The following is a 24,536-nucleotide window of genomic DNA, read 5'->3' on the forward strand; positions in this document are numbered from 1 at the left end:
ACCATGCCGCAAATTAGCGATGTTCAACATTTGCCTGCCCGGAGCTGGCTGCTGAGACGACGACAGTTGCTGTTTTTGGCCCGCAGCTCAGGGGGCATGCGCATTACTCGTAATGCTCTGCGGCAGTTGGCAGTTTTAACGCCCGAGCAATTGAACACCCCTGGCTCCTCCCTCCTGTGCGCATATGTGCGCACGGAGAAGGGGCTGCGGATTGCGGGATTTTCCCTCGCTCTGAATTACGGGAAGGATGCTTGCATCGTAATTGTTCGTCCGCTTTACCGGGGCCGCAGACTGGGCGCTAGACTGCTGTCCGCCCAGCTCAAACAGCTGCGCCGTCTGACGTGCAGCGTAGCCGCCGACAATATGTCCAGTCTCAAAACCTGTTTCCGCGCTGGACTTGTTGCGCACGAAATGACGACTGGACCGACCGGGAAACCCACGCTGATATTTCACGGGGAGTTATCCCAAGATAAGCAGACGGCAGAGGAAGGTGGAATGCTGTGCCAAAACCTGTCCTAGGCATCATGACCTTGTATTTGAACAACAAGAAGCAATTGGAGGAGCGCGACATATATGAGCGCATGATTGCAGAAGGGAAAAGGCTGGGACTGGATATGTATGTATTCACTCCTGCAGATGTCCATAAGGATCGCAGGCTGCTCCTTGCCCAAATCTATGATCCACAAAGTGGAAAATGGACCCTAAAATGGCGAGAGTTTCCAGATATGATTTTCGACCGTTGCCGGGTACAGCGCAGTGAGCGATATCGTCAGTTGAAACAGTTCCGATTGCAATACACAGACCTTGTATATTTAAACCGACCGCTGAGTAACAAGTGGGTCATTCATCAGCAGCTTGCGAGAAGGTCTGCCTTTCGCGCCCATTTGCCTGCAACAGAGCTGTTCAGTGGATTTCATAGTGTAAAACGGATGCTCAAACAGAATTCACTAGTGTACCTCAAGCCGATTAACGGTACGGGAGGCCGCGGTATTTTACGTATTGAACCTGTTAACAAGCAAGGAGGCCTGTATCTGATTGAGGGCCGCAATCGCAAACGCCATATTATTCCCCAGCAGCGGGTACGTCTAGACCGTCTGGAGCCGCGTCTGAGCAGCTGGAACATGGATAACTACATTGTTCAGGAAGGCATTCCTGTGCAGTTGCCGAATGGCAGAGTCCATGATTACCGTATGCTGGTACAGAAAAATAGCCAAGGAGTATGGGAGCTGACCGGATGCGCCGGGCGAATCGGGGCGCATCGGAGTGTCACTTCCAATCTGCATGGTGGAGGCAAGGCGGTACCGATGAGCCAATTGCTGACGCAATGGATTCGTAATGAAAGCCATAGAGAGAAAATCATCAAGCAAGGGGAAAAACTCGGACTGGACATTGCTGCGTATCTGGAAGAAAGCTACGGGGCATTGTGCGAGCTTGCGCTCGATTTGGCAATTAATAAGGACGGTCATATATACGTGCTGGAAGTCAACCCGAAGCCAGCCCGTGAGGTCTTTTCGCGCATTGGTGAAAAAGAAACCTATCGCCGTTCCATCGCCAAGCCCATGGAATATGCTTTGTGGGTCTACCACACACAAATTAATCCTAAGCCTCAGGCGGACTACAAAGCAGAAGATAAAACAGAAGATAAAGCAGAAAATAAGACAGAGAATAAGACAGAGAATAAGACAGAGAATAAGACAAAGGAAGGCTCCACGTAAAGTGGCTGCCTTCCTTTCTTTTTTCGTCTGCCCGACAGTACCAGCATGTTTTAATTATATGGTGCGTCGAGCCTATTTATAACCAATTACCTGTGTTTCACAGTTACTCGGCGTTTTTATAAAGTGTAAGCAGTTGCGTAAAGTCTGTAATAATCGCATCGGACCCCTTCAACTCATCGTTCACACCAAATCCAGCATAAGCGCAACCGATCACCGTCTGTCCGTTCTTTTTGCCTGCTTCCACATCTGAGGAACGATCTCCTACCATCCATACGTTCGAAATATCGTGCTTGCTCAACAGAATTTCCAGCAAATTCACTTTGGAGAGCGTGCTGTACTCCCCAGCACTGTACAGTCCTTCAAAAATGGGAACCATTTCATACGCAACAGCGATCCCCTTTACATAGTCCTCCAGCCCGTTACTTGCTACGAACAATCGAACACCTTGCTCATGAAGGGTCTGGAGTGTTTCTTTTACATGTGGATACAAGGCATGACTTCCGTTCTTCAATCCTTCCAGTTCCAGCTGAAGCAGCAGCTCGTCCGCTCTTCTATGGGCCGCTTCGCTGGCTTCCGGCATCACTCTTCTCCAGATTTCATCCAGCAGCATGCCCAAACTATTCAAAATAAGCTCCTCGGGAGGAGTCTCTCCTTCATAAAGCCCTTCGGCGCGCAGCGTATCAAACAGCTTGTGGTACGCAGGAAGCAATAGCGTCTCCGTCTGAAAAAGTGTACCGTCCATATCAAATACCATAGCCTCAGGTTTCTTCAACACAGGTGCATTGTTCATGTAGTTATCAGTCATTCCTTTCCTATGTAGGTTTACAACTCTAACCCCTCTCATGATAAGCAATAAGAGAGGTCCGTGTAAACCTCATTGCGCATACTGCTAACTCTTATATTTTTTTAAAACAGTCCTGAAACAATGCAAACCGCCCCACATATCCGTGTGTAAAGCCCCCCGTGGAAGCTTGAGATCCACACCATTCCAATACGAAAATCCCGCCTGCTCTATCCATTGCTCCATCGCTGACAGGTCCACTGTAGGGTAATCAAACGTCAGCAGAAGCATTCCGTCATCGCCTAAGGTCCGGTGAAATTCACGTAAGGCTGCCAAAGATTCATCAGGTGTTAAATGCTCCAGCACCGAAATACATACAATTTTGTCAAAACTGGCCTCCTCATAGGGTAGAGCCGTCAGATTAGCATGTGCGGAGTGAAGCCGAACCGGTAAAATCTCCTGAATGCGCTCGGCGGCCTCCTCTCCGATATCCCGCCGCACCTCGGCCAAAATGGCATCCACGGAAACGATCCGAATATCCAGATCGCAGGCATAGACCTGAGCGCAACGGCGGGCCAACTCAAATTTGAATGGATGTGGGATTCCACATGCTGCGTCCAGCACTGTATCTTGCCCAGACATAAATTGAAGACACCACTCATACTCATAGGGGCGACTCCACCAGCTTTGGGGGAGTCTGTAAATCATGCTGGAGGAGCTGGGATCAGAATATACAAAAAAGCGAGACAGATACGGGTCAGACATGTTCATGGATACTGCCTCCTTTTAGGGATGATTAAATTACTCTTGCGACACAGCACAGTTCATGACCCCGTTTCTCGCCTTGAAGTTTGGCTAACAATCCCATTTGCTCCGTAAGGGTAAGCTCACCGTACAAAGGATGGGCTTGCAGCAAGGCATCCAAACCAGAGGGAAGCTGGCGGGTGAACAAAGCCACCGGGCGCAAGCCAGACTTTGCCAGTAAGAGCGCAAGCGTATGCTCAGAATAATGATACAAATGATCTTCCTCCGTAAATAAAGGCGAATAAACACCATAAGCCTCATTGGTGAACGAGTTTTTGTTAGGCACCGTAATATACAACGTCCCGTCAGGTTGAAGCTGTTCACGTAAATCTGTCAAAAATGTAACAGGGTCCGCAATATGCTCCAGCACATGCCAGCATGCTACGGCCTCGTATTTGTGATCCAGTGATAAGTCAGTATCTTCTTCTGCTTCTTGTTCTTCATTCAATTCCTGTATTTCATGTGCTTCTTCGGTTTGAGTATCTTCTTCGGCTTCATCGTCCCAGTAACCCGGCAATAAATCCACGTCATATTTGTATTTGGCGTAAGCACGCGAGTCTATGGAAGGTTCAATGCCCACTGCATCCCAGCCGGCTTGAAGGGCAGCATGAATAAATTCTCCGGTACCTGATCCAATCTCAAGCAATTTTCCTTTACTGGTACTGAACATATCCAGCAGCATAAGTCCAAAAAGGGCATGATCTCCATAAGTTGAAGCTGCTGCACTATCCCGCATAGCAACCCATTCGGCATTATAAATTTTTGCAATCATATCCTCTGGCTGTATATGATCCACATCATTACGAAAAACCAATCCGCAGGAGCCGCATCCCATCAAGGTAAAGCGTTCATAGCTATGAAATACTGCCGTGTCAGATGAGCCACACAGTTTGCATTTACTATAAAGTAAGTCCTTTGTTTCACTTTTTATTTGTAGGTCGGAATTATTAATAACCTGGACACTCGCAATCTCAGCAACATCCATGGCGTTCACATCATCGGCAGCTTCATACTCTGGTGCAGTTTCTTTTTCTGCATTTATGTTGTCCTGATCTACCCAAAGCGTGAGTCGGGGGTTCGGGTCCAAAATAGATTCATATTGCTCTTTCCAGCCATAACGAGCACTTGGATCAAGCAACTGGTATCGCTGAAATTTGGCCATGCGAATAGCAGGTGTACACCATCCCCAATGCTGGATACGGTAGTTGCTGATTTCACTGGGTAGGTCAAGCACATTTTCGGGAAATCTCCCACAGTGCAAGGACTGCTCCTTCCATTTATAAGGAAACCCTTCCTTATATCGAATTAAAAAAGGACGGTAATACTGATGAGCCTGCCAATAATCATCATCGCGATAATGCGTGGAATTCCACATATCAAACAACCTGAAACAAATCGTATCCGCTTTCGTTCCCGCTAACAACGAATGTACCCCTTGAGCAAAACGGGATTCGAACATTTCGTCAGCGTCCATGTTTAATATCCATTCGGGAGAGGAAGCCAACGTCTCTCTCCACTGCTGTTTTCGCAGCTCTAATTCATTGGTAAAAGAAGCTGTTTCATTGCGTATTAAACGCAACGGGATTCCCTTTAGGATCTCACGGCACAACTCTCCGCTATCATCCTGACTGCCATCATCAATAATGACCGCTTCATCAATATATTCCCGATGACTCCGCAGCACGTCAATGAGCTTGCGATCTGCCTCATTGTATACCGTCATGGTCAGCGTCAATTTGGGTTTGGAGACAGGCGGCGTATGAAGTTCACTTTGTCGTGGACCAGAAAACGTTTGTGATGCAACAGAAGAATCCGCAGTGTACTTGGCAAAGACAGCTGACTCACGGAGATCATACGGTATAACAGGAGGTTCAGGGAACTTAGAGGGACTTGATGATGCAGAACGATTGAAGGCAGGAGAGTTTGTAGAAGTATCGGAGTGACCCAGATATGCTAAATGTTCTGAATGGTCCGTATGAACAGCACTCGTTGTAAAATACTTTAGGGTGAATAGTAGCTGCTCTGCCTTTATTCTGTCCGCTTCCCGGTACAGATGCATCGCCGGATAGTGTGTATCCACAAAAAGTGGAAATCCAAATGCAGCTGCCCGAATACAGAAATGTCGATCTTCTCCCCAATAGGAAACGTTTTTGATTTTACCAAAGTGAATCCCTGCTTCCAGTGCACGTCTGCGGATTAGGGTGCAAGCGCCTAGACCACCCACCTCATACAAACCAGGAACGTGCAATTGGTGTATGAAATGCAACTCGCGTTGCGCTCGCTCCTCTGCCGACAACACTTCGCCTTCTTCACGATGGAACAAATTATATTCATCACTAACCCACACCTGAGGCAATAGAGGCCCCTCCGGCTGCCAGCGTGTCCAGAAAATCTCAGATACAATATCCTTCTCCGCCTCTACCAGTTTACATAAGGTACGGGAATGGAGAATCAGGTCTGAATCGACCAAAAACAGCGCGTCATAATTATGCTGAAGTGCATAATCAATAAGGCGATTTTTAAAATCAGCCACTTTCCAGACGAGGGCAGGCGGCCAATAATGAGTATGCTCATCACTTCGATTCTCCACTTGCTGTGAGCCTGTCAACAAGGGCAAAACCCTGCCCGGCAGCCGATTGGAAAAATCGGCAAGCCATTGGCTTGAAGTCGGATTGTCATTATCATCGACAAATAAATAATCGGGCAGCACGTCAGGTGCCTCTAGTCGCTCCAAAGCTTGAAGAAATAAAGACAATATTTCCGGTTTCTGGTGCACCGGGCTACCGATTAGTATACGCATGATTCAACGCCTCCATCAGGCAGAAGCCTCATAAACCGTTCTCCCTCCATGTCCTAAGGCATACCTTAATTGCGACCAAGCGATATGGGAGTGAGCGTAGTATGAATGGACTTACACCTGGAAATATCAATGAAAACGACATCAAAACAAAAATACAATCTTAACATCCAGTTAACTGCCTTTTTTCTGTTTTCCACCTGTTTTCCAACTACATTTAGCCATCAAATTTATTTCCCGGTCGCACTTGATAAATCGAATTTCGCACAATCTCCTCCCCCTTCATATCAGACTTTGATTTTCTAATTTATTAGAGCAAGTTTGAATTTATGATCATTACACATCCTCTAAAAGCTCCATCGGAATTACTACATAATGAGCAAGCTATCCTACATAAAATGGAGATTATATCAAGTTTTTTGGGAGGGACAAAGAGCATGGTAACTGTCAGCTTATGTATGATTGTCAAAAATGAAGAAGAAGCACTTCATACCTGTCTGAAATCAGTCCATGACCTGGTAGATGAAATCATTATCGTTGATACTGGCTCTACCGACAGTACCCAAGAGGTAGCTGCATCGTTCAACGCTCGGATATACCCTTTTGAATGGTGTGATGATTTTTCCGCAGCCCGCAATTATGCGTTTGATCAGGCAACACAGGAATATCAATTTTGGCTGGATGCCGACGACATCTTAGAAGAGCAAGACCGACTGGCATTTCTCGACTGGAAAAAACAAGCCACCGTCTCGTATGACAGCATTACGATGGATTATGTGCTATCTGTAGATGAACAGGGGCAGCCGCTGCATAAGCTCAAAAGAAACCGAATGGTGCGACGTGACCGTAAATTCAGATGGATCGGATTTGTTCACGAATTCCTGAATGTGACAGGCAGTACCTTTCACAGTAATATGGCGGTGACTCATAAAAAGACACGTGCGTACACTGATCGTAATTTGCATATCTATCTCAAGCATCGGGAGCAAGGCACCACATTTTCTGAACGAGATCACTACTACTTCGCTAATGAACTTTATGATAACGGACGCATACTAGAAGCCATCCAGCAGTACAAACACTATCTGGGGCTAGATCTCGGATGGATTGAAGATCGGATTGCTGCTTGCTTTAAGCTAGCGGATTGCTACGCTCACCAGGGTCAAAAACAGGAACAGCGTATGGCTCTGCTTCGCACACTTAACCTTGATGTACCACGCGCCCAGTTCTGCTGTGTCTTTGGAAATTTGTTGATTGAAGACGAACGGTACGCTCTAGCCATTTACTGGTTTCGCCAGGCGACGCTGATAGAGCCTCCACAAGATGTGATGGCCTTAACCAATTCGTCGTACTATACCTGGTTTCCACACTTGCAATTATGCCTGTGTTACGACCGAATCGGTGACATCGAAAAGGCAAAATCGCATCATCGCATAGCAAAGTTGCACCATCCTACCCATCCAAGCGTGTTATATAACGAGCAATATTTTGCACAACTGAAGCAATAGGGATGAGAAAGACGCGCCGGGGAAGGTCGTTTAATGTAGGCGGCCTTTTAGTCATCATGCCGATATGTGCTCGGCACGATACCCGGGCTGACAGCCTGCAATTTTGGGGGCTTTTATTTTTGCCCCCGCTTATATACAAAATGCCCATTGCTACTTCTTGGGAACGACCATTTCATAGCTTAGATGACTTCAAAAAAAAAAAGTCTCCTGCAAGCTTAAGCTCACTAAGAGACCTTGTGTATCATTTTCTCAGAACACTTTCTTCCGGTCTCTTTCCCCCTTCAAAATTTCCACAGACTCATGGAAACGGAGCGAATGGATTATTTCGCGTTCACGCAGAAACTTCAGACTATCCTGCAAATCCACATCATCTGTTAAATCAATCAGCCACTGATATGTAGCTCTCGCCTTTTCTTCTGCCGCAATATCCTCATACAAATCCGCAATTGGATCACCCTTGGCTTGAAAATAGGTCGCTGTAAAAGGAACTCCGCCTGCGCTCTGGTAATACAGCGCATGATCATGCGCCGCATAATATTCCCCCAGCCCGGCTGCCTTCATTTGCTCTACACTCGCATCCTTGGTCAGCTTGTAAATCATAGTCGCAATCATTTCGAGGTGCGCAAATTCTTCCGTACCTATATCATTAAGTACGCCGATAACCTTATCCGGAATCGTATACCGCTGATTCAGATACCGCAAAGCCGCCGCCAGCTCGCCATCCGCTCCACCATACTGCTCCATAAGCAGTTTGGCCATATGAGGATCACATTTGCTGACACGTACGGGATATTGCAGTTTTTTCTCATATACCCACATTCATGTTCCTCCTTTATAAAAGGTTGTACCTACCTAGACCTGCCACGGCCAAGGAGTTTGGTTCCATTCCCAAGGATACTTGGAATAGGCACGGCCAAAATTTTGTAAAGGCCCATATAAGATCTGGTACTCGTTAGCAATCGCCGTTCTTTCCTGCGTCAGCTTATTGAACTGTTCGATAGCCTGTAAATCATCCGGGTGTGTATTGAGATACAAATTCAGCTCCACCAACACAAAATCCACTGCTTGGAGCTTCTCCAGCAACGCATAAAACTGGGCATCACCCGGCTTGGTTTGGGGCGTGCAGCCTTGGGCTGGGTTTCCGGCTTGACTATAGTCCTGAGCTTGGGTCTGATACTGATTCTGGTATGGATACGGATTTGAATAAGGGCTTTGATAGGGATTCGGCTGTTGATACCCACTCTCTTGCTGAATTTGCTGTTGGAATGGGTTTGGGGACTGACCCTGTTTTGGATTCTCCATTCTATTCGCCTCCCCCCTGGTTTCTCATAGGCTCATAAGGACTGTAAAGTAGAGGCCATAGCGTCCCCTTCGTCAGCGCCTCATCTGGACTGAATTGAGGTAGACCAGGGGGCTGAAATTGTACAAATAAGTTTGGCGGAAGCACATAAGTCTTGCACAGGACGGGTGGACACGGATCGAACGGGCCGACAAACGGGGCATACTCACCTTGCTGTGGAAATTTCACGGGCCGGGACCTCCTTTGATTGATCCATCTGCTTTACTATTCAACATATGCCGCATCGCCCAAGTCTCGAACAAAAAATCACAGATAAAAATAATTGTTCAAAGAAAATAACTATAGAACTGTTTCAAATCAAAAAAGAGCCTTTAAAACCACGGCACGTGGATTTAAAGGCTCTTTCTTCAGCACTCTATAATAACTTACATACCTCAACTGATCTTACCTATCTCTGTGGATCAGGAATCAATCGGTAGAAAGCTCATCTTCAAGCACAGGCTCAGGCTTGCGGTGAATCTTCACTCTCATTATGCGAAGCCTTGTTGCTTCCTCCACCTCAAAGGTAAGGTCATAAAACTCAATTTTCTTCCCTTTCACCGGAATGCCTTCCAATTCCTTGAACAGCCATCCCCCGATGGAATCCACCTCGTCGTCTTCAATATTCACTCCAGTCAAATCATTGACATCCTCAATGAGCATACGACCGTCCACAGAGATGAAGTTCTCCTTCATTTCCACGCTCGGGCGTTCATCCTCAAATTCATCATAGAGATCCCCGACGATTTCCTCCAAAATTTCCTCCGCTGTCAGCAGCCCGGCCGTTCCACCGTACTCATCTACCACGAGAGTCATTTGGGAATGTTTTTTCTGCATAAGGCGTAGCACGTGACTCACTTCCATGGACTCCGGCACATTCAAAATAGGACGTACCACCGAAGCCAGATCCAGTTGCTCTCCCTGCTCAGCTAGCAGAAGATCCGTAATATGGACAAAACCGATAATCTGGTCTTTATCCTCAACCGCTACCGGGTAGCGGGAATGCTTGGTCTCGCTGATAATCTTGAGATTTTCCTTAAACGACAAATTCGTGTACAAACAATCCATATCTGTACGCGGCAGCATGATTTCGCGGGCAAGCAAGTCAGAAAAATCGAAAATATTATCCATTAGCTTAATTTCGTCTTTATCAATCACACCGCTTTTGGCGCTCTGATTCATCAATATACGAATCTCTTCCTCCGAATGAGCCGCTTCGGCTTCACTCGCCGGCTGAATGCCGAATGCACGCAACAGTAAGTTTGCCGCAGCATTCAATACCCAGATCACAGGCAGAAAGACCTTATAAAAAAGCAGCAAAGGCGCCGATAAAAACAACGCCACACCTTCGGTCTTCTGAATCGCTAAGGACTTTGGCGCCAGTTCCCCCAATACGATATGCAAAAAGGTAATTACGCAAAATCCGACGATAACGGATACCGTTGTAATCAGTGTACCGTCAGTTACACCGAGTTTGTGCATGAGTGGCTCTATCAGGTAGCCGGATATTGCTGGCTCTCCAATCCAACCTAGGCCCAATGAAGCCAGCGTAATGCCCAATTGGGTGGCGGACAGATAAGCATCCAACTTTTGGTTCACCTTCAGCGCATAGCCTGCCAGGCGATGACCCTCGCTTTGGAGCTGCGTCAATCGGGATTGGCGCATTTTGACCAACGAAAATTCTGCGGCCACAAATACACCATTTAGAAAGACAAGCAGCAGTACCAAGAGGAGATTCACAGCTAGCAATCCCCAATGAAACTCGGTATGACCATCCAATACGAACTCCCCATTTCTATAGTTTGCATTTTGCATCTTTTGGTTTGCAAGCAATTCAATCCAAATTTTATTGATTGGAAGCTGCTAATTAGAATCATGCAAAAATACTCATAATTGTAATGCTTTTCTTGATTTAAAATCTATTCCTTTGTAGTACATATCTGCCACGAGCAGGTTCGGTCCACAGCAGGCAGCGGCATCACAATGACAGTTCACAGTCTGATTCAACGGATGCTCATTCAGCCATTCACCAAAAATATCGTCCAGACTGTCTTCCTGAATGTTTCCGAAAGCCGGAATGTCTGCAAAATCCGTCACATACACACTACCCGTGAACATATTCACATTCACACGGTTTCTTCCGTCCGGATCATTACGCACCGTAATATTCGGTTCCTGACGCAAGCGGCGAAGCAGTTTGCGGTCTTCTTCCCGATCCGAACAAGCAAAGAACGGTAATGTGCCAAACAACATCCACATGTCCTGATTACGTACATCCAGCAGCTTATGGATAGAGTTTCGCATATCGTCGAGTGAAAGCACAGGCAAAGCAGAGGCAAAATTCGACGCATACATTGGATGAACTTCATGCCGTCGGCATCCCATTTCGTTGATTAACTGATGAATGCCCCCCAGCTTCGTGTGTGTCCGATAATTAATCATGGATTCAGCTGAAATGAACATTCCCATTTCACTCAATCTGCGGGCATTTTCCATCATTTTTTCATACAGACGAACAGCGCCAGCACGTGGAGTCGGCCGGCCGGTATTTGCAAAACCCACTTCATAAAAATCGTCCGCATTCAAATAGTTAAACGAAATATGCATCACATCCAGATAAGGAAGCATCTTCTCATATCTGCGAATATCTAACGTCAGATTGGAGTTGATTTGCGAGCGAATACCGCGCTCTTTGGCATGTTTCAGCAGTGGAACGATCACTTCATCCACTGTTTTATCGAGCAAAGCAGGTTCCCCGCCTGTAATACTGATGGTCTCCAGATGCTCGACTTCATCCAGACGCTTCAGCATTAGGTCTAACGGCAGGAAAGGGGCCTCCTTCATAACTAACATGTCGCCAACAGCGCAATGCTCACAGCGCATATTACATAGATGCGTTACGGTCATTTCCACACTCGTTAGCAAATGACGACCATGTGTACGCAGTGAGACAATCGGGTCCCACGGATCATAGGTTGGCGATATTTGGGGGAGCGTGTTATTTTGTAGAACTGTCATTATGTTTTCACCTTATTTCTGTTATTAACCTCAAAAGACGTATAATTATCATATCATGATGTGTAAAGTGTCTGCATGCTTTCTTCCACATCATCTGCTAATCTACGTGTACTCCTCCGAAAGGGGCGGCAGTAGCGCCCAATGTGTTTGTAATCATAACCGAGAGGGACACGGACAAATCCACATCATAAGGTGCCTTCACTTCCTGCCCATCCCGGTCCCTTACAATGCGAATGACGGGTCTTTGTGGGATTTTGGGATGTATACGCACCACGACCCCCTCTTCCCCCGTGTTGAGCACCACAGAGAGTCCCAGGGGGTAAATAGCTACACAGTCACGAAAGGCTTCCAGCATTCGCTGCTCATATAACGTTCCTGCCCCGGCGTACAGCACTTCCATCGCTTCATAAGGCAACAAAGCCTGTTTATATATCCGACTTGCTGTCATTGCGTCGTACGAGTCCGCCAGACCGATCCATTTCGCATATTCGTGGATCTGGTCCTTTTTCCAACCATGTGGGTACCCGCTGCCGTCGATACGCTCATGATGCTGTAATGCACAATGAGCCGACAACAAGGGAATTCCAGGTTCGTCTTTGAGCAGCTTGTAGCCGATCACCGTGTGTGTTTTCATATGCTCATATTCCTCATCCGTCAATTTACCCGGCTTATAGAGTACTTGAGGTGAAATTTTCATTTTACCGATATCGTGCAGTAGTGAACCTATCCCCAGCTCCATGAGCTGGTTATTATCGTAGCCATTGGATATTCCAAGTACTAGTGAATATAAACATACGTTCAAAGAATGATGATACAAATCCTGATCTGCGGCCCCGATATCCATCAACATAATGACGGCGTCCTGACGGCCTCCAATATCGTCCAGAATGGATTCCATCACCTTATAAAATGACTTGCCAAAATATTTGTGCTTATGATCTACGGAGTAGGATGACAACCCTTGAAACTGCTTTTTGATTTCCTGTAGCGCTGCGGCCCTTGTCTGTTCATGGATCATCTCAGGAATGACGATATCTTCTGTCACAGCATCCTCAATGTATACATATCCAATACCGACTTGGCCTAGACGTTCAATCAATCGCGAAGTAAGCTCAACACCTTCCGAGAGCAGCACCATTCCGTTTTCATTGTATATTTTTTTGCCCAGCTTCATGCCGGCTCTCAATAATGTAACAGGTACCAGTCGCAGCTTAATCCTCTCCCGATTGTTTTGATACCTGAAGCCACCTAGCTGCAAAACATTCTTCCATCGCGCCCGGACGCTTCAACTCCATTTCAATCAAATCCCGTAAAAATTCTGGAAGCATAAATCGGAGATCTGTTCCGTTCGCAAGCACTTCATAACCTGCTTTGAAAGTGAACATATCCAACGTGCCCACTGTGTATTCCTCATGCTCTTCCAAAGGTTGACCCGCTACACGGATGTCCGTCACTTTTTCATAAGGAGCACGGCCAGGGTCATACTGAATGGCCAAGCCTTCCACACACATCGTGCCAAGCACTTTGCCTCTGAAGCCGAAGCCCGTCATGGGCTTGTCTGTAAATTCAGGCAGCAAGGACTGCTCCAGCGCCAACCGAATATCTCTTCCCCGCAACTTCATAACACAGGCATTAATCGGCGAAGGGCATAAGGAATGTAGTATTCCTTTGCTGATATCCCCTTGAGGTAATGGGCCGAGCAGTTGTCCCGCATTGACGAGGGCAATTTCTGTTCCTGTAAAATGGGACACCGCTTGTGCCAGCATATTCCCAAAAGGGGATTCCTGATCATATGCGATCTCCAGTTTCCGATCCGTCACCGCAATGGTGCTCTCCATGGCGCGCTCTGCTTGTCTGCGATGCACCGCAATGGCCGATGCCACTTTTTCGTCCAGTAGTGTCTGATCTACAGGAACTACGCCGCCTGACGTGACTCGAAACGGTTCGAGGCTATTTTTACGACTTAGTGTCACTTCACCCAGCAGCGTTCCGAACTTACCCGCCCCACATAAAGCTGTTTTTCCGATCCAAAGTGGTTCCTCCAGTACATGATGGGTGTGACCTCCAAGGATAACGTCAATTTCAGGAAACTGTGACGCTAATTTTTGATCGGAAGGTAGACCCAGGTGCGACATCACGACCAAAACATCAACCTGCTTTCTCAGTGCCGCGATCTGCTTCCCCAGCACCTCAAACGGATTGAGCACATCCCAGCCCAGCAATTGATAAAACTCTACAAAAGGAGCCGTCACACCGAGTAAACCGACCTTGATTCCAGCTTTGTCTACGATAAGGGATTCTTTCATCCACGAAGGGCTCATCCCCGTAGCACGCTCTGTCATATTGCCGCATACGACCGGACAATGAATCCCCGCATATGCCTGTTCAATCATATCCGGGGTAAAAGTCAGTCCCTCATTGTTACCGATCGTAATTGCATCGTATCCTGTTAGATTAATCACATCCACATTTGCCCCACCGAGCGTTCCTTCCGTTTCGGGGGCCATCCGGTCCATGTGGTCTCCTATGTCGAGCACAAGCAGCGCATCCCCTGATGCGGCTCTTCGTTCATCGATCATCGCGGCTATCGAAGGCATACTGCCAAAATGACTATGGATATCATTGGTATGCAAAATGGTCAACGTTTGCCGAGTCGTCATCTCCATAACCGCCCTCCTCTATACTTTATATATATCGACTTTGGAGCTTCTAATGTTTAAGCATACCATGTTATTTAGCAATATGGTACATATGAGTGGACATAGTCCTTAAGCTTCGCTGTACTCTCTGAACAATCTCACATCATAAACATAGTGAAAAGCATTGACGTTATCTACTGTAGGTATCTGATAGGAAACGGGTTCCTGGGACCTATTTTACAGCTTGGAATAATAGTAATTTAGTCGTTGTCATCCCATATAATTCTTGATATATTAGGGTTGTTTCATATTTTCGACAAATTTACGACAATAAGGAGGTTAGCACATGAGAGTTCACGTTACCGATGCCAAGCCGGGAGATCGCCTCAAATCCGATACATACAACGGGCACGGTGTACCTGTCATGATTCAGGGCACCGAGCTTCAGCATGACGACATTTCCAAACTCATTATGCATGGTGTCGATTATATCGACATTGATGCCGGTTCTGCGAGCATTCCGGTTGACTTTGCCCCCGATGTTCCAGCTTCCCCTGAATCCCTCAAACGCGCCGTTCCCCTCATGGAGCAGACGATCAGTGGCTTTGAAAGCATGTTTCTCGAAGCTTCCTCAACTGGAAAATTTGATGAATATCGAGTTGATGAACTGTTCGGCCCTCTCGTTTCAGAGCTGGCTCGTCAAAAAGATGTCGTATCTCTGCTGTTAATTATGGAGCGGGGAGATCACTATACCTATAATCATTCTCTCCAAGTAGGTGTACTGTCATATTACATTGCCACATGGCTTGGATTTACAGAAGAAGAAGCTTATGCCGCTGGTAAAGCCGGATATTTACACGATATAGGCAAATCCATGATACCGAATGAAATTTTGAACAAACCGGATAAACTGACACCTGAAGAATTTCATGAAATGAAGAAACATTCTCTCTATGGCTATGATATTATTCGCAATTCAACCAGCGATGAGATTTCTGCAATTGTCGCCTTGCAGCATCACGAGCGTGAAGATGGAAGTGGATATCCCCATGGACTGTTCAAGGAAGAAATTCATCCTTTTGCCAGCATAACAGCTATTGCAGACGTGTATAGCGCGATGATTTCCAATCGTGTGTACCAGACGAAGCAGGAGCTACTCGCCGTATTACGCGAGCTGCACAGTATGAGTTTTGGACATCTAAACCCAGAAGCTACCCAAGTGTTCATCAGACACATGCTTCCTAATTTCATTAATAAGCAGGTTCTGCTGACTACCGGGCAGACAGGAACGATTATTCTGAACAATCCTGCTGATTACTTCAGACCCTTAGTGAGAATTAACGATGATGAATATGTAGATTTGTCTAGGGAACGCCATGTATCCATTGATGAAATTTATTTGGAATCCTGATCCGCTACTGCCTCCCGGCGTTACTTCGGTGGAACGAAATGTTTTGCCGAAGCCCAGGCTACGCGAATAAAAAGAGACTGTCCTTGATTCGTAGGTTCTTCTACGAAGGACAGCCTCTTTTTATGTTACGGACATTAACCTAGTCACAATTTACAATGATCAAAAACAATAAAGAAGGCAGGTGCAGGAAAAGTTTCCAGACCTCCTACATCTGTTTATTAAATAAGGGGTGCCTGAATCAATGTTGCGAAATTGAACTGGTGTACATGACCATCATTTAATGTGGTTTGGCCCGTAACAAAATGTACGTGCTTGCCATTTCCGACTGGAATAGCGGGTCCTGTTCTAATCCTTCTCAGATTATGAAAATGGTTCACGAAATCAGTTTTTGAAAGATCAATTTCATGGACATGACTTCTTCCAACTCGAATCGCTTGCCCAGTAACACCTGCAAAGCGGTGGTTATGTCGGTCTGCGCCTTCTTCAGCCAGTTTGGTACTACCTTCAAATTCATGTACATGCCTCTGTGTCTGTTTAGAAGAGATTGTTTTCTTCTTTACTGTAGGTTTATTCTTCTGCATCCGTTGCCTGCCTCCTTATGTTTTGTGGCTTTACAATATCCTATTAAGCAAACATAGTTAAGTGCTAGGCAATTATCCGCAGTCCTAACAATAATTTTTTTAATTCCATCTCCCCTTATAAAAGCGGTTAGATCATAAGACAATTCAGAAAACTGCCGAAGTCTTTTTAGACATTACGGAAAAAATAGAAGAAGACGAACTTAAAAAGTTCGCCTTCTATACTAGTAGGAAATCCGAGTCGGCACAAAATCGGCACGACTCCGATTTAACAGCTTTAGAATACCTCAAAAACCTTGTCACACCAAGGATTACGGCGTTTTAACCAATACTACCTTCCATTTCGAACTTGATCAAACGGTTCATTTCTACCGCATATTCCATCGGCAGCTCTTTGGTGAACGGCTCAATAAAGCCCATAACGATCATTTGCGTTGCCTCTGCTTCAGTCAAACCACGGCTCATCAGATAGAACAGCTGATCTTCCGATACCTTGGAAACCGTTGCTTCGTGCTCAAGCGTGATGTCGTCATTCATGATTTCATTATAAGGAATAGTATCTGAAGTTGATTGATTATCCAAAATCAGCGTATCACACTTGATATTCGATTTTGCACCTTGAGCCTGACGACCGAATGAAGCTAATCCGCGATACGTTACTTTACCGCCGTGCTTACTGATCGACTTGGATACAATTGTGGATGTGGTGTCTGGTGCCAAGTGGATCATTTTCGCACCTGCATCCTGATGCTGGCCTTTGCCTGCAACAGCGATGGACAGGACCATTCCTTTCGCTCCACGGCCTTTCAATACAACGGCTGGATACTTCATCGTCAACTTGGAACCGATGTTACCATCGACCCATTCCATCGTTGCGTTTTCTTCTGCAACCGCTCGTTTGGTTACCAGGTTATAGATGTTTGGTGCCCAGTTCTGGATCGTTGTATAACGAACGCGTGCGTTCTTCTTACAAATAATTTCGACCACGGCACTATGCAGCGAGTTCGTGCTGTAAATTGGAGCCGTGCAACCTTCTACATAATGCACAAAGCTGTCTTCGTCCGCAATAATAAGCGTACGCTCAAATTGACCCATGTTTTCCGAGTTGATACGGAAGTAAGCCTGCAATGGAACTTCACATTTCACGCCTTTTGGTACATAGATGAAGCTACCACCTGACCATACCGCACTGTTCAGTGCAGCAAACTTATTGTCCGCAGGAGGTACAACTGTTGCAAAATACTCTTTCAGAATCTCAGGATGCTCACGCAACGCCGTATCGGTATCCATGAAAATAACGCCCTGATCTTCCAGTTCCTTTTGCATACTGTGGTAGACAACCTCGGATTCATACTGTGCGGATACACCAGCCAAAAACTTTTGCTCCGCCTCAGGAATACCCAGTTTATCAAAGGTTTCTTTAATTTCCGTCGGAACTTCTTCCCATGTCTTCCCTTGTTTCTCGGAAGGTCTTACATAGTACTGGATATCGTTGAAATCCAGTTCATCCATATCTCCGCCCCAGTTTGGCATTGGCATTTTTTCAAACTGTTTCAGTGCTTTCAGACGGAACTCCAGCATCCATTCTGGCTCATCCTTAATTTTGGAGATTTCCTTTACAATTTCCGGAGTGAGACCCTTACCTGTTTGGAAAATGGACTTGTGCTCGTCACGAAAGCCATATTTATACTCTTCCATTTCCGGTGCTTTCTTGGCCATGTTTCTCAAACCTCCTCTGTTCTATTTAAATTATTTATCTTCATCAATCCCTTTGCGCAGCGCGTTCCAAGCCAGTGTCGCACATTTGATGCGGGCCGGGAACTTATTCACGCCTGACAAAGCTTCCAATTCTTCATAATCATCGAATTCAACGGCTTCTCCCTTCATTAAAGAAGAGAAGCGGCTTGCCATATCCAGTGCCTGATCAATCGTTTTTCCTTTGACCGCTTCTGTCATCATCGAAGCTGAGGACATACTAATCGAGCAGCCTTCGCCAGTAAAACGGGCAGCTTCGACCACGCCGTCTTTCGTTTTGAGTTGAAGAGAAATCCGGTCACCACACGTAGGATTATTCAAATCCACCGTAACGGCATCGTCCTCAAAACGTCCGCGATTGCGCGGATTTTTATAATGATCCATAATCACGCGTCGGTACAAGTCATCAAGTTGCATCGCCAAAATACTCCTTTGTTTGGATTAAGGCGCTGACCAAAGCGTCGACTTCCTCTTCCGTGTTATAGAGGTAAAAGCTGGCACGTGCAGTCGCACTGGCTTTCAACCAGCGCATCAATGGCTGGCAGCAATGATGGCCTGCACGTACAGCCACCCCTTTGCTATCCAATACGGTAGCTACATCATGCGGATGCACATCATCCAAGTTGAATGTTACAAGCCCGACATGACGTTCTGCAGGTCCGTAAATCGTCAACCCCTCCACTTCACGGAGACGTTTGAGAGCATAGTCGACCAGACGGCTTTCATGCTGTGCAATGGCGTCCAGTCCAATGCTTTCCAGAAAATCAATGGCAGCTCCCAAACCAACGGCTCCGGCTATAATCGGGGTTCCACCTTCGAATTTCCAAGGCAGCTCCTTCCATGTGGATTCATACAATCCCACATCGTCGATCATTTCACCGCCGAACTCAATGGGCTCCATGTTTTCCAGCAGCGCCTTCTTGCCGTACAGTGCTCCGATCCCAGTAGGAGCACACATTTTGTGACCCGAAAAGGCATAAAAGTCAGCATCGATGTCTTGCACGTCTACTTTCATATGTGGTGTGCTTTGTGCACCGTCTATAACGATGACTGCGCCTTTGCGATGCGCAATAGCTGCAATCTCTTTGACAGGGTTCACAACACCCAGCACATTGGAGACATGCGCAATCGCTACAATTTTCGTATTTTCTGTAACGGTATTCTCCACATCAGCAAGATCAACGCTACCATCCTCTTGAAGTGGAATATATTTCAAAGTCGCGCCTGTGGCTTTGGCTACCTGTTGCCACGGAATCAGATTACTGTGATGCTCCATTTGGGTGATGACAATTTCATCACCTGCCTGGCAATTAGCCCTGCCATAGGAAGAAGCGACCAGGTTCAACGCCGTTGTTGTTCCTCTTGTAAAAATAATTTCCTGACTGCGCTTTGCATTCAGAAAGCGGGCTACCTTCTCCCGCGCACCTTCATAAGCATCCGTTGCGCGACTACCCAAGGTATGCACACCACGGTGAACATTTGAATTATCATATTCGTAGTAGTGCTTGATCGCCTCGATGACCGCCAGCGGTTTTTGCGAAGTGGCCGCATTATCCAAATAAACCAGCGGATGACCGTTAATCTCCTGATGTAAAATCGGGAACTGTTCACGGATCAATGCAGTATTCATTGGCCTAACTTCCTTTCAACAAGGCTTTGCAGCTGATGTTGAAGTCCTTCGAGCGGAATTTCAGATACGACAGGTGCCAAGAAGCCATAAATAATCAGACGTTCAGCTTCTGCACGGCTAATCCCGCGGGACATCAAGTAATACACTTGTTCACGGTTTACCTGACCAACCGATGCTGCGTGACCTGCCGTTACATCATCTTCATCAATCAGCAGGATCGGGTTAGCGTCACCACGCGCTTTCGGGCTGAGCATAAGAACACGTTCTGTTTGCTGACCGTCTGCTTTGGTAGCACCTTTTTCAATTTTTGTAATTCCGTTAATGATGGAAGACGCTTCTTCACGCATTACTGCGCGCGTAATCATCTGACTGGCGGAATTTTTACCAAAATGCTGTGCTTGTGTCGTATAGTTCAGCTTTTGTGAGCCGGAACCAACAGCAATGATCTTGGCATCCGAATTGGAGCCATTGCCTTTGAGCACGGACATGGTATTGCTTGCTGTATTACCGTTGTTCATTTCGCCCACAATCCATTCGATAGCTGCGTCATTTCCCAACGTAGCACGACGAATCGAAATATCCGTTACTTGCTCTCCAAACTGATGGACTGTCGCATAACGTACTTTAGCTCCTGCATTTGCAACAACTTCTACCGCACCGTTATGAAGAACAGGTGCCGCCAAATCCGCAGATACATAGTTGTCTACGTAAGTCACGGAACTGTGGCTTTCAACAATGAGCAGCACATGCGGTGCAAACGTTGCAGTCGCATCGTCCGTCAGAAATACAGCTTGAAGCGGAACGTTCAGTTCTACATTTTTAGGCACATAAGCAAATACTCCACCGTTCCAGAGTGCTGCGTGCAATGCAGATAATGAATTTTCTTCAGCCTTAATAACTGTGTTCAGATGAGCTTTAACCAAATCAGCATGCTCTTTAACAGCTGTTTGTAAATCCGTGAAAATGACGCCTTGCGCCGCCAATTCCTCGCTCAGCTTCACATATACCGCGCCGGAGTTGCGCTGAATAATCAGACCACCCTCCTGTTGCTCTTTGACCAGATCAGCAATGGCTGCCGGGACCTGCCCTACCGATGCAATGACCTCATTCTGTTTATGTTGACCGTAATCGTTTAATTTCCATCGTTCGATTTTTGTTTTTTCAAATACCGGAAGCTCCAGTTTGCCTGCAAGCTCAAGTGCTTTTTGTCTGTCTTCGGCCAACCAAGATGGTTCGCCGTTACGTTCGGACAGAACACGCAGTTGCTCGGAATCTACCGGAAGGATTGTTTGTGTAGTCATTAGTTTTCCTCCTCGCTTCCGGCTTACGCCTCTTGTCCTACAGTTTCATCAACGATACCCAGCTCTTCCTTGATCCAGTCGTAACCGTCCGCTTCCAGACGCTCAGCAAGCTCAGGACCACCGGATTTAACGATACGTCCTTGCATCATTACATGTACATAATCTGGTTTAACGTAGTTTAACAGACGTTGATAGTGAGTAATGATAAGGAAACCACGCTCTTCGGAACGCATAGCGTTGACACCGCTAGCCACGATTCTCAAAGCATCGATATCCAGACCGGAGTCGATTTCATCAAGAATGACAATTTTCGGATCAATCATCATCATTTGCAAAATTTCATTCCGTTTTTTCTCACCACCAGAGAAGCCTTCGTTCAGGTAACGGTGAGCAAACTCAGGATTCATTTCGAGCTCTTTCATTTTGCTTTCCATTTGACGGATAAACTTAATCAGGGAGATTTCTTGTCCTTCTTCACGGCGCGCGTTAATCGCACTACGCAAAAAGTCGGAGTTCGTTACCCCTGCAATTTCACTCGGATACTGCATCGCCAAGAACAATCCTGCACGTGCACGCTCATCCACTTCCATATCCAGCACGTCTTCTCCATCCAAAGTTACTTTGCCATCTGTGACTTCATATTTAGGATGACCCATCAAAGCAGACGCGAGTGTACTTTTACCCGTACCGTTAGGACCCATGATGGCATGGATTTCTCCGCCCTTCATTTCGAGGTTAATACCTTTCAAAATTTCCTTGCCTTCAATGGTCGCCTTGAGACCTTCAATCTTAAAGTTTGTAGCCATATTCGCAATACCCTCCAAAAAATGTAGTGTGGTGTCGAAATCAGAAAGTATATTTAAACAGGGGAGCCCCCTGATTTCAAGTAATATTTAAAAATTTATTTATAATCATTCTAAACTGATTCTCAATGATTCTCAAGTTATTTTATAATAAATATCTTTAAGGGTGCAACCAACAGACACACGTTATCCAACTTTCTTCATAAAATGTTCACCCTACTAGGCACACAAATAGCAAAATTCATCCTGTGGTTGTTCATATAATTATAAATTTGTACAAAAAACATGGGATGCATGATCTTTTTCCAGCCATAAAAACGCTACTGACAGCATGACGTCAGTAGCGTTTTACATGTAGAGAGTTTATTTCAGAGCGTAACCCCATCACTATGGAGTGGAATTAATTTCACCGAACTAGGCATTGGGTAATGGAGCGAAATTCGGCCAATTAGCCCAAATAAGAGCGAAGCATCCACATATGTTTCTCCAGATCCGCTTTATAACCAATCAGCAAATCTGCAGTTGGCTGGTCGGAATTGCTTTCCGCCAGTTCGATACCTTCCTGAAACTCCTCGCATACTGTTGCAAAATCCTCGATCAAGGTTTGTACCATCTTAGGAGCATCTTCGTTGCCGGTTGCTTCCTGAATCGACGACAGCTCCAGGTATTCCTTCAACGTTGCGGAAGGAGAACCTTTCAACGCGAGCAAACGCTCGGCGATCTCATCCATTTTCAATGTCACTTCATTGTATAACTCTTCAAATTTAACATGGAGTGTGTAGAAACTAGAGCCTTTCACATACCAGTGATAGTTATGAATTTTTACATATAACACATTGAGGTTAGCGACTTGACGGTTTAAAAGTTCCTCCACCGATTTGGTTTGCGTATTTTTCGAGTTACTTGTTGTTTTAGCCATCATAAATCCCTTCCTTTTTCATCAAATTGACTTTCAGGAACGTTTACATATCCATCACCGTCATTACTGACGGTAAGACGCCAGCGGGCATCCTAATATCACCTGCCGGACGTCTGTCTCATATTTACCCTCTCTATACGGAGACGAAACAAAAAAAGAGTTCTCCTTTCTTCCTCTTTCAATCCCCATAAAAAAAATGTACAAAACTTCAATGATTTTCGTTATACTTTCTCTATCCTATCAAAATACTTGGTTTAATATTGTGATATTTTTTAAACTATTTACATGCGCACATTTTATGGAGGTGACTTCGTTGTCCCAATATCATCCTTTAACGACTGAAGAAGCAATCGAATTCGTGAAGAACATCCCCGGATTTTTTAGTCAGGAAGCCCATCTGGAATGCCGAGAAATCGGTGATGGTAACTTAAATCTGGTTTTTCATATTACGGATTCTGAATCTAACAAGAGTATCATTGCCAAGCAGGCACTTCCCTATGTAAAAATTGTGGGTGAATCCTGGCCGCTTTCACTGGATCGTGCCCGTATTGAACGCGAGGCACTTCAGCAGGAACACTACATTTGCCCCGAATTGGTTCCTGCGGTACTGGCGTATGACGATGAGCTTGCGTTGACCGTGATGGAGGATCTTAGCTCACACACCATCATGCGCAAGGGACTAATAGAAGGAAACACCTATCCATATTTCGCTAATCATATTGGGGAGTTTCTGGCACGCACGCTCTTCTTCACCTCAGATTTGGGCATGAATCAGCAGGATAAAAAAGACCTGGTTAAACGCTTTATCAACCCGGATCTCTGCAAAATAACTGAGGATCTGATTCTGGATGAACCGTATCGGTTCTCAGATAATAACAACTATGGTGCGTACATCGAAGACGAAGCAGAGGCACTACGTACAGATCAAGTGCTTCACCTGGAAGTGGCTTTGCTGCGAGAAAAGTTTTTGACACGAACCGAAGCGCTTCTGCACGGTGACCTTCATACTGGTAGCATTTTTGTAACGACCGAATCGACTAAAGTCATTGATCCTGAATTTGCCTACTACGGACCCATGGGCTTTGATATCGGAGCGGTGATCGCCAATCTGCTGTTGAACTACGCAGCACAACCCGGATGGACCTCTGGCGAGAAGGCTCTAAAGGAAAGGCGTGACTGGGTTCTGGAGACCGCCATTCAGGTATGGGAGCAGTTTGAGCGTAGGTTCCGCAAACTGTGGGATGAGCATGTCACCGATCATATGGCACGTACAGCGGGATATCAGGACTTGTATCTCCAGAAAGTACTGCAAGATACGATTGGTTTTGCAGGGTGCAAAGTGATTCGCCGTATCATCAGCCTGTCGCATGTGGCAGATATCGACACCATTGCCGATCCTGCTATCAAGGAAGCTGCGGAACGTCTGGCGTTATCTATCGGTAAATCCTTGGTTCTTCGCAATCGCGAGCTTCATTCGATTCGGGAACTGGGAGACATTGTTCGGACAGCAACAGCTGCCCAAACTAAAGGAGCTTAAT

Annotated in this window: 22 protein-coding genes; 5 read left to right on the forward strand and 17 right to left on the reverse strand. The window is 46.0% G+C overall.

The features are described 5' to 3' along the window. Nucleotides 1-3: 3 nt before the first annotated feature. Entirely contained in the window at nucleotides 4-519 is a 516-nt protein-coding gene (locus ACQW03_RS03315) for a GNAT family N-acetyltransferase (protein ID WP_071640155.1), read from the forward strand. After that, entirely contained in the window at nucleotides 501-1,715 is a 1,215-nt protein-coding gene (locus tag ACQW03_RS03320) for a YheC/YheD family endospore coat-associated protein (protein WP_441948237.1), read from the forward strand. Before ACQW03_RS03315 ends, ACQW03_RS03320 begins: the two co-directional genes overlap by 19 nt. Before the next feature lie 103 nt (nucleotides 1,716-1,818). Here ACQW03_RS03320 and ACQW03_RS03325 read toward each other — a convergent pair whose 3' ends face one another. From ACQW03_RS03325 to ACQW03_RS03335, 3 genes are all read right to left on the reverse strand, one after another. Then, nucleotides 1,819-2,520 carry an HAD hydrolase-like protein gene (locus ACQW03_RS03325; protein WP_441948239.1) on the reverse strand — a complete coding sequence of 234 codons (702 nt, stop codon included), beginning with the start codon at nucleotides 2,518-2,520 and terminating at the stop codon, nucleotides 1,819-1,821. A gap of 84 nt (nucleotides 2,521-2,604) precedes the next feature. Continuing rightward, nucleotides 2,605-3,267, reverse strand: coding sequence for a class I SAM-dependent methyltransferase (locus ACQW03_RS03330; protein WP_441948241.1), 663 nt, complete (start codon nucleotides 3,265-3,267; stop codon nucleotides 2,605-2,607). A 25-nt stretch (nucleotides 3,268-3,292) separates the two neighbouring features. Next, nucleotides 3,293-6,100 carry a methyltransferase domain-containing protein gene (locus tag ACQW03_RS03335; RefSeq protein WP_441948243.1) on the reverse strand — a complete coding sequence of 936 codons (2,808 nt, stop codon included), beginning with the start codon at nucleotides 6,098-6,100 and terminating at the stop codon, nucleotides 3,293-3,295. A 434-nt stretch (nucleotides 6,101-6,534) separates the two neighbouring features. On the opposite strand from ACQW03_RS03335, the gene ACQW03_RS03340 reads away from it, so the two are divergent. Further along, nucleotides 6,535-7,605 carry a glycosyltransferase family 2 protein gene (locus ACQW03_RS03340; protein ID WP_071640151.1) on the forward strand — a complete coding sequence of 357 codons (1,071 nt, stop codon included), beginning with the start codon at nucleotides 6,535-6,537 and terminating at the stop codon, nucleotides 7,603-7,605. 249 nt (nucleotides 7,606-7,854) lie between these two features. Here ACQW03_RS03340 and ACQW03_RS03345 read toward each other — a convergent pair whose 3' ends face one another. The 7 genes from ACQW03_RS03345 to ACQW03_RS03375 form a co-directional block, all read right to left on the reverse strand. Beyond that, complete coding sequence (locus ACQW03_RS03345; RefSeq protein ID WP_013309567.1) at nucleotides 7,855-8,424, reverse strand: manganese catalase family protein; 570 nt, start codon at nucleotides 8,422-8,424, stop codon at nucleotides 7,855-7,857. A gap of 33 nt (nucleotides 8,425-8,457) precedes the next feature. Further along, nucleotides 8,458-8,907, reverse strand: a complete 450-nt coding sequence (locus ACQW03_RS03350; protein ID WP_441948246.1) for a spore coat protein CotJB — start codon at nucleotides 8,905-8,907, stop codon at nucleotides 8,458-8,460. 1 nt (nucleotide 8,908) lies between these two features. Then, nucleotides 8,909-9,133 (reverse strand): spore coat associated protein CotJA, encoded by a 225-nt coding sequence (locus ACQW03_RS03355; RefSeq protein ID WP_025722540.1) that lies wholly within the window; start codon nucleotides 9,131-9,133, stop codon nucleotides 8,909-8,911. A 240-nt stretch (nucleotides 9,134-9,373) separates the two neighbouring features. After that, nucleotides 9,374-10,723 (reverse strand): hemolysin family protein, encoded by a 1,350-nt coding sequence (locus tag ACQW03_RS03360; RefSeq protein WP_441948248.1) that lies wholly within the window; start codon nucleotides 10,721-10,723, stop codon nucleotides 9,374-9,376. A 108-nt stretch (nucleotides 10,724-10,831) separates the two neighbouring features. Beyond that, nucleotides 10,832-11,962: a radical SAM/CxCxxxxC motif protein YfkAB gene (gene yfkAB / locus ACQW03_RS03365; RefSeq protein WP_441948250.1), complete on the reverse strand. Its 1,131-nt coding sequence runs from the start codon at nucleotides 11,960-11,962 to the stop codon at nucleotides 10,832-10,834. Nucleotides 11,963-12,059: 97 nt separating this feature from the next. Continuing rightward, complete coding sequence (locus ACQW03_RS03370; protein ID WP_104495838.1) at nucleotides 12,060-13,220, reverse strand: HD-GYP domain-containing protein; 1,161 nt, start codon at nucleotides 13,218-13,220, stop codon at nucleotides 12,060-12,062. Next, nucleotides 13,174-14,628: a bifunctional metallophosphatase/5'-nucleotidase gene (locus ACQW03_RS03375; RefSeq protein ID WP_441948252.1), complete on the reverse strand. Its 1,455-nt coding sequence runs from the start codon at nucleotides 14,626-14,628 to the stop codon at nucleotides 13,174-13,176. Before ACQW03_RS03375 ends, ACQW03_RS03370 begins: the two co-directional genes overlap by 47 nt. A gap of 319 nt (nucleotides 14,629-14,947) precedes the next feature. Between ACQW03_RS03375 and ACQW03_RS03380 the strand changes: the two genes are divergently transcribed. Further along, on the forward strand, nucleotides 14,948-16,012 hold the full coding sequence (locus ACQW03_RS03380; RefSeq protein ID WP_441948254.1) for an HD-GYP domain-containing protein: 1,065 nt from the start codon (nucleotides 14,948-14,950) through the stop codon (nucleotides 16,010-16,012). A 218-nt stretch (nucleotides 16,013-16,230) separates the two neighbouring features. Here the strand turns inward: ACQW03_RS03380 and ACQW03_RS03385 are convergent, their stop codons facing one another. From ACQW03_RS03385 to ACQW03_RS03415, 7 genes are all read right to left on the reverse strand, one after another. After that, entirely contained in the window at nucleotides 16,231-16,593 is a 363-nt protein-coding gene (locus ACQW03_RS03385) for a YmaF family protein (protein ID WP_279831412.1), read from the reverse strand. A gap of 318 nt (nucleotides 16,594-16,911) precedes the next feature. Then, nucleotides 16,912-18,309, reverse strand: a complete 1,398-nt coding sequence (sufB, locus tag ACQW03_RS03390; protein ID WP_013309556.1) for a Fe-S cluster assembly protein SufB — start codon at nucleotides 18,307-18,309, stop codon at nucleotides 16,912-16,914. Nucleotides 18,310-18,339: 30 nt separating this feature from the next. After that, complete coding sequence (gene sufU, locus ACQW03_RS03395; protein WP_441948257.1) at nucleotides 18,340-18,762, reverse strand: Fe-S cluster assembly sulfur transfer protein SufU; 423 nt, start codon at nucleotides 18,760-18,762, stop codon at nucleotides 18,340-18,342. Beyond that, nucleotides 18,752-19,975, reverse strand: a complete 1,224-nt coding sequence (locus ACQW03_RS03400) for a cysteine desulfurase (protein WP_076264325.1) — start codon at nucleotides 19,973-19,975, stop codon at nucleotides 18,752-18,754. The genes sufU and ACQW03_RS03400 overlap by 11 nt, the downstream gene beginning before the upstream one ends. Next, complete coding sequence (gene sufD / locus ACQW03_RS03405) at nucleotides 19,972-21,276, reverse strand: Fe-S cluster assembly protein SufD (RefSeq protein ID WP_023987884.1); 1,305 nt, start codon at nucleotides 21,274-21,276, stop codon at nucleotides 19,972-19,974. The genes ACQW03_RS03400 and sufD overlap by 4 nt, the downstream gene beginning before the upstream one ends. 23 nt (nucleotides 21,277-21,299) lie before the next feature. Next, complete coding sequence (gene sufC, locus ACQW03_RS03410) at nucleotides 21,300-22,082, reverse strand: Fe-S cluster assembly ATPase SufC (protein ID WP_013309552.1); 783 nt, start codon at nucleotides 22,080-22,082, stop codon at nucleotides 21,300-21,302. 445 nt (nucleotides 22,083-22,527) lie between these two features. Then, nucleotides 22,528-22,998, reverse strand: coding sequence for a Dps family protein (locus ACQW03_RS03415; protein ID WP_013309551.1), 471 nt, complete (start codon nucleotides 22,996-22,998; stop codon nucleotides 22,528-22,530). A 313-nt stretch (nucleotides 22,999-23,311) separates the two neighbouring features. Between ACQW03_RS03415 and mtnK the strand changes: the two genes are divergently transcribed. Continuing rightward, nucleotides 23,312-24,535, forward strand: a complete 1,224-nt coding sequence (gene mtnK, locus ACQW03_RS03420) for an S-methyl-5-thioribose kinase (RefSeq protein ID WP_068940174.1) — start codon at nucleotides 23,312-23,314, stop codon at nucleotides 24,533-24,535. Nucleotide 24,536: the final 1 nt, after the last annotated feature.

The sequence above is a fragment of the Paenibacillus sp. DRB1-1 genome (genome assembly GCF_052119485.1).
Classification (GTDB): Bacteria; Bacillota; Bacilli; order Paenibacillales; family Paenibacillaceae; genus Paenibacillus; species Paenibacillus polymyxa_B.

Coding starts and splice junctions, on each gene's coding strand:
- ACQW03_RS03385 (WP_279831412.1), bottom strand. CDS start 16,593: ATGCAGAAGAATAAACCTACAGTAAAGAAGAAAACAATCTCTTCTAAA.
- sufU (WP_441948257.1), bottom strand. CDS start 18,762: ATGCAACTTGATGACTTGTACCGACGCGTGATTATGGATCATTATAAA.
- ACQW03_RS03350 (WP_441948246.1), bottom strand. CDS start 8,907: ATGGAGAATCCAAAACAGGGTCAGTCCCCAAACCCATTCCAACAGCAA.
- ACQW03_RS03380 (WP_441948254.1), top strand. CDS start 14,948: ATGAGAGTTCACGTTACCGATGCCAAGCCGGGAGATCGCCTCAAATCC.
- ACQW03_RS03415 (WP_013309551.1), bottom strand. CDS start 22,998: ATGGCTAAAACAACAAGTAACTCGAAAAATACGCAAACCAAATCGGTG.
- ACQW03_RS03345 (WP_013309567.1), bottom strand. CDS start 8,424: ATGTGGGTATATGAGAAAAAACTGCAATATCCCGTACGTGTCAGCAAA.
- sufC (WP_013309552.1), bottom strand. CDS start 22,082: ATGGCTACAAACTTTAAGATTGAAGGTCTCAAGGCGACCATTGAAGGC.
- yfkAB (WP_441948250.1), bottom strand. CDS start 11,962: ATGACAGTTCTACAAAATAACACGCTCCCCCAAATATCGCCAACCTAT.
- sufD (WP_023987884.1), bottom strand. CDS start 21,276: ATGACTACACAAACAATCCTTCCGGTAGATTCCGAGCAACTGCGTGTT.
- ACQW03_RS03315 (WP_071640155.1), top strand. CDS start 4: ATGCCGCAAATTAGCGATGTTCAACATTTGCCTGCCCGGAGCTGGCTG.
- ACQW03_RS03325 (WP_441948239.1), bottom strand. CDS start 2,520: ATGACTGATAACTACATGAACAATGCACCTGTGTTGAAGAAACCTGAG.
- sufB (WP_013309556.1), bottom strand. CDS start 18,309: ATGGCCAAGAAAGCACCGGAAATGGAAGAGTATAAATATGGCTTTCGT.
- ACQW03_RS03340 (WP_071640151.1), top strand. CDS start 6,535: ATGGTAACTGTCAGCTTATGTATGATTGTCAAAAATGAAGAAGAAGCA.
- ACQW03_RS03375 (WP_441948252.1), bottom strand. CDS start 14,628: ATGGAGATGACGACTCGGCAAACGTTGACCATTTTGCATACCAATGAT.
- ACQW03_RS03335 (WP_441948243.1), bottom strand. CDS start 6,100: ATGCGTATACTAATCGGTAGCCCGGTGCACCAGAAACCGGAAATATTG.
- ACQW03_RS03400 (WP_076264325.1), bottom strand. CDS start 19,975: ATGAATACTGCATTGATCCGTGAACAGTTCCCGATTTTACATCAGGAG.
- ACQW03_RS03330 (WP_441948241.1), bottom strand. CDS start 3,267: ATGAACATGTCTGACCCGTATCTGTCTCGCTTTTTTGTATATTCTGAT.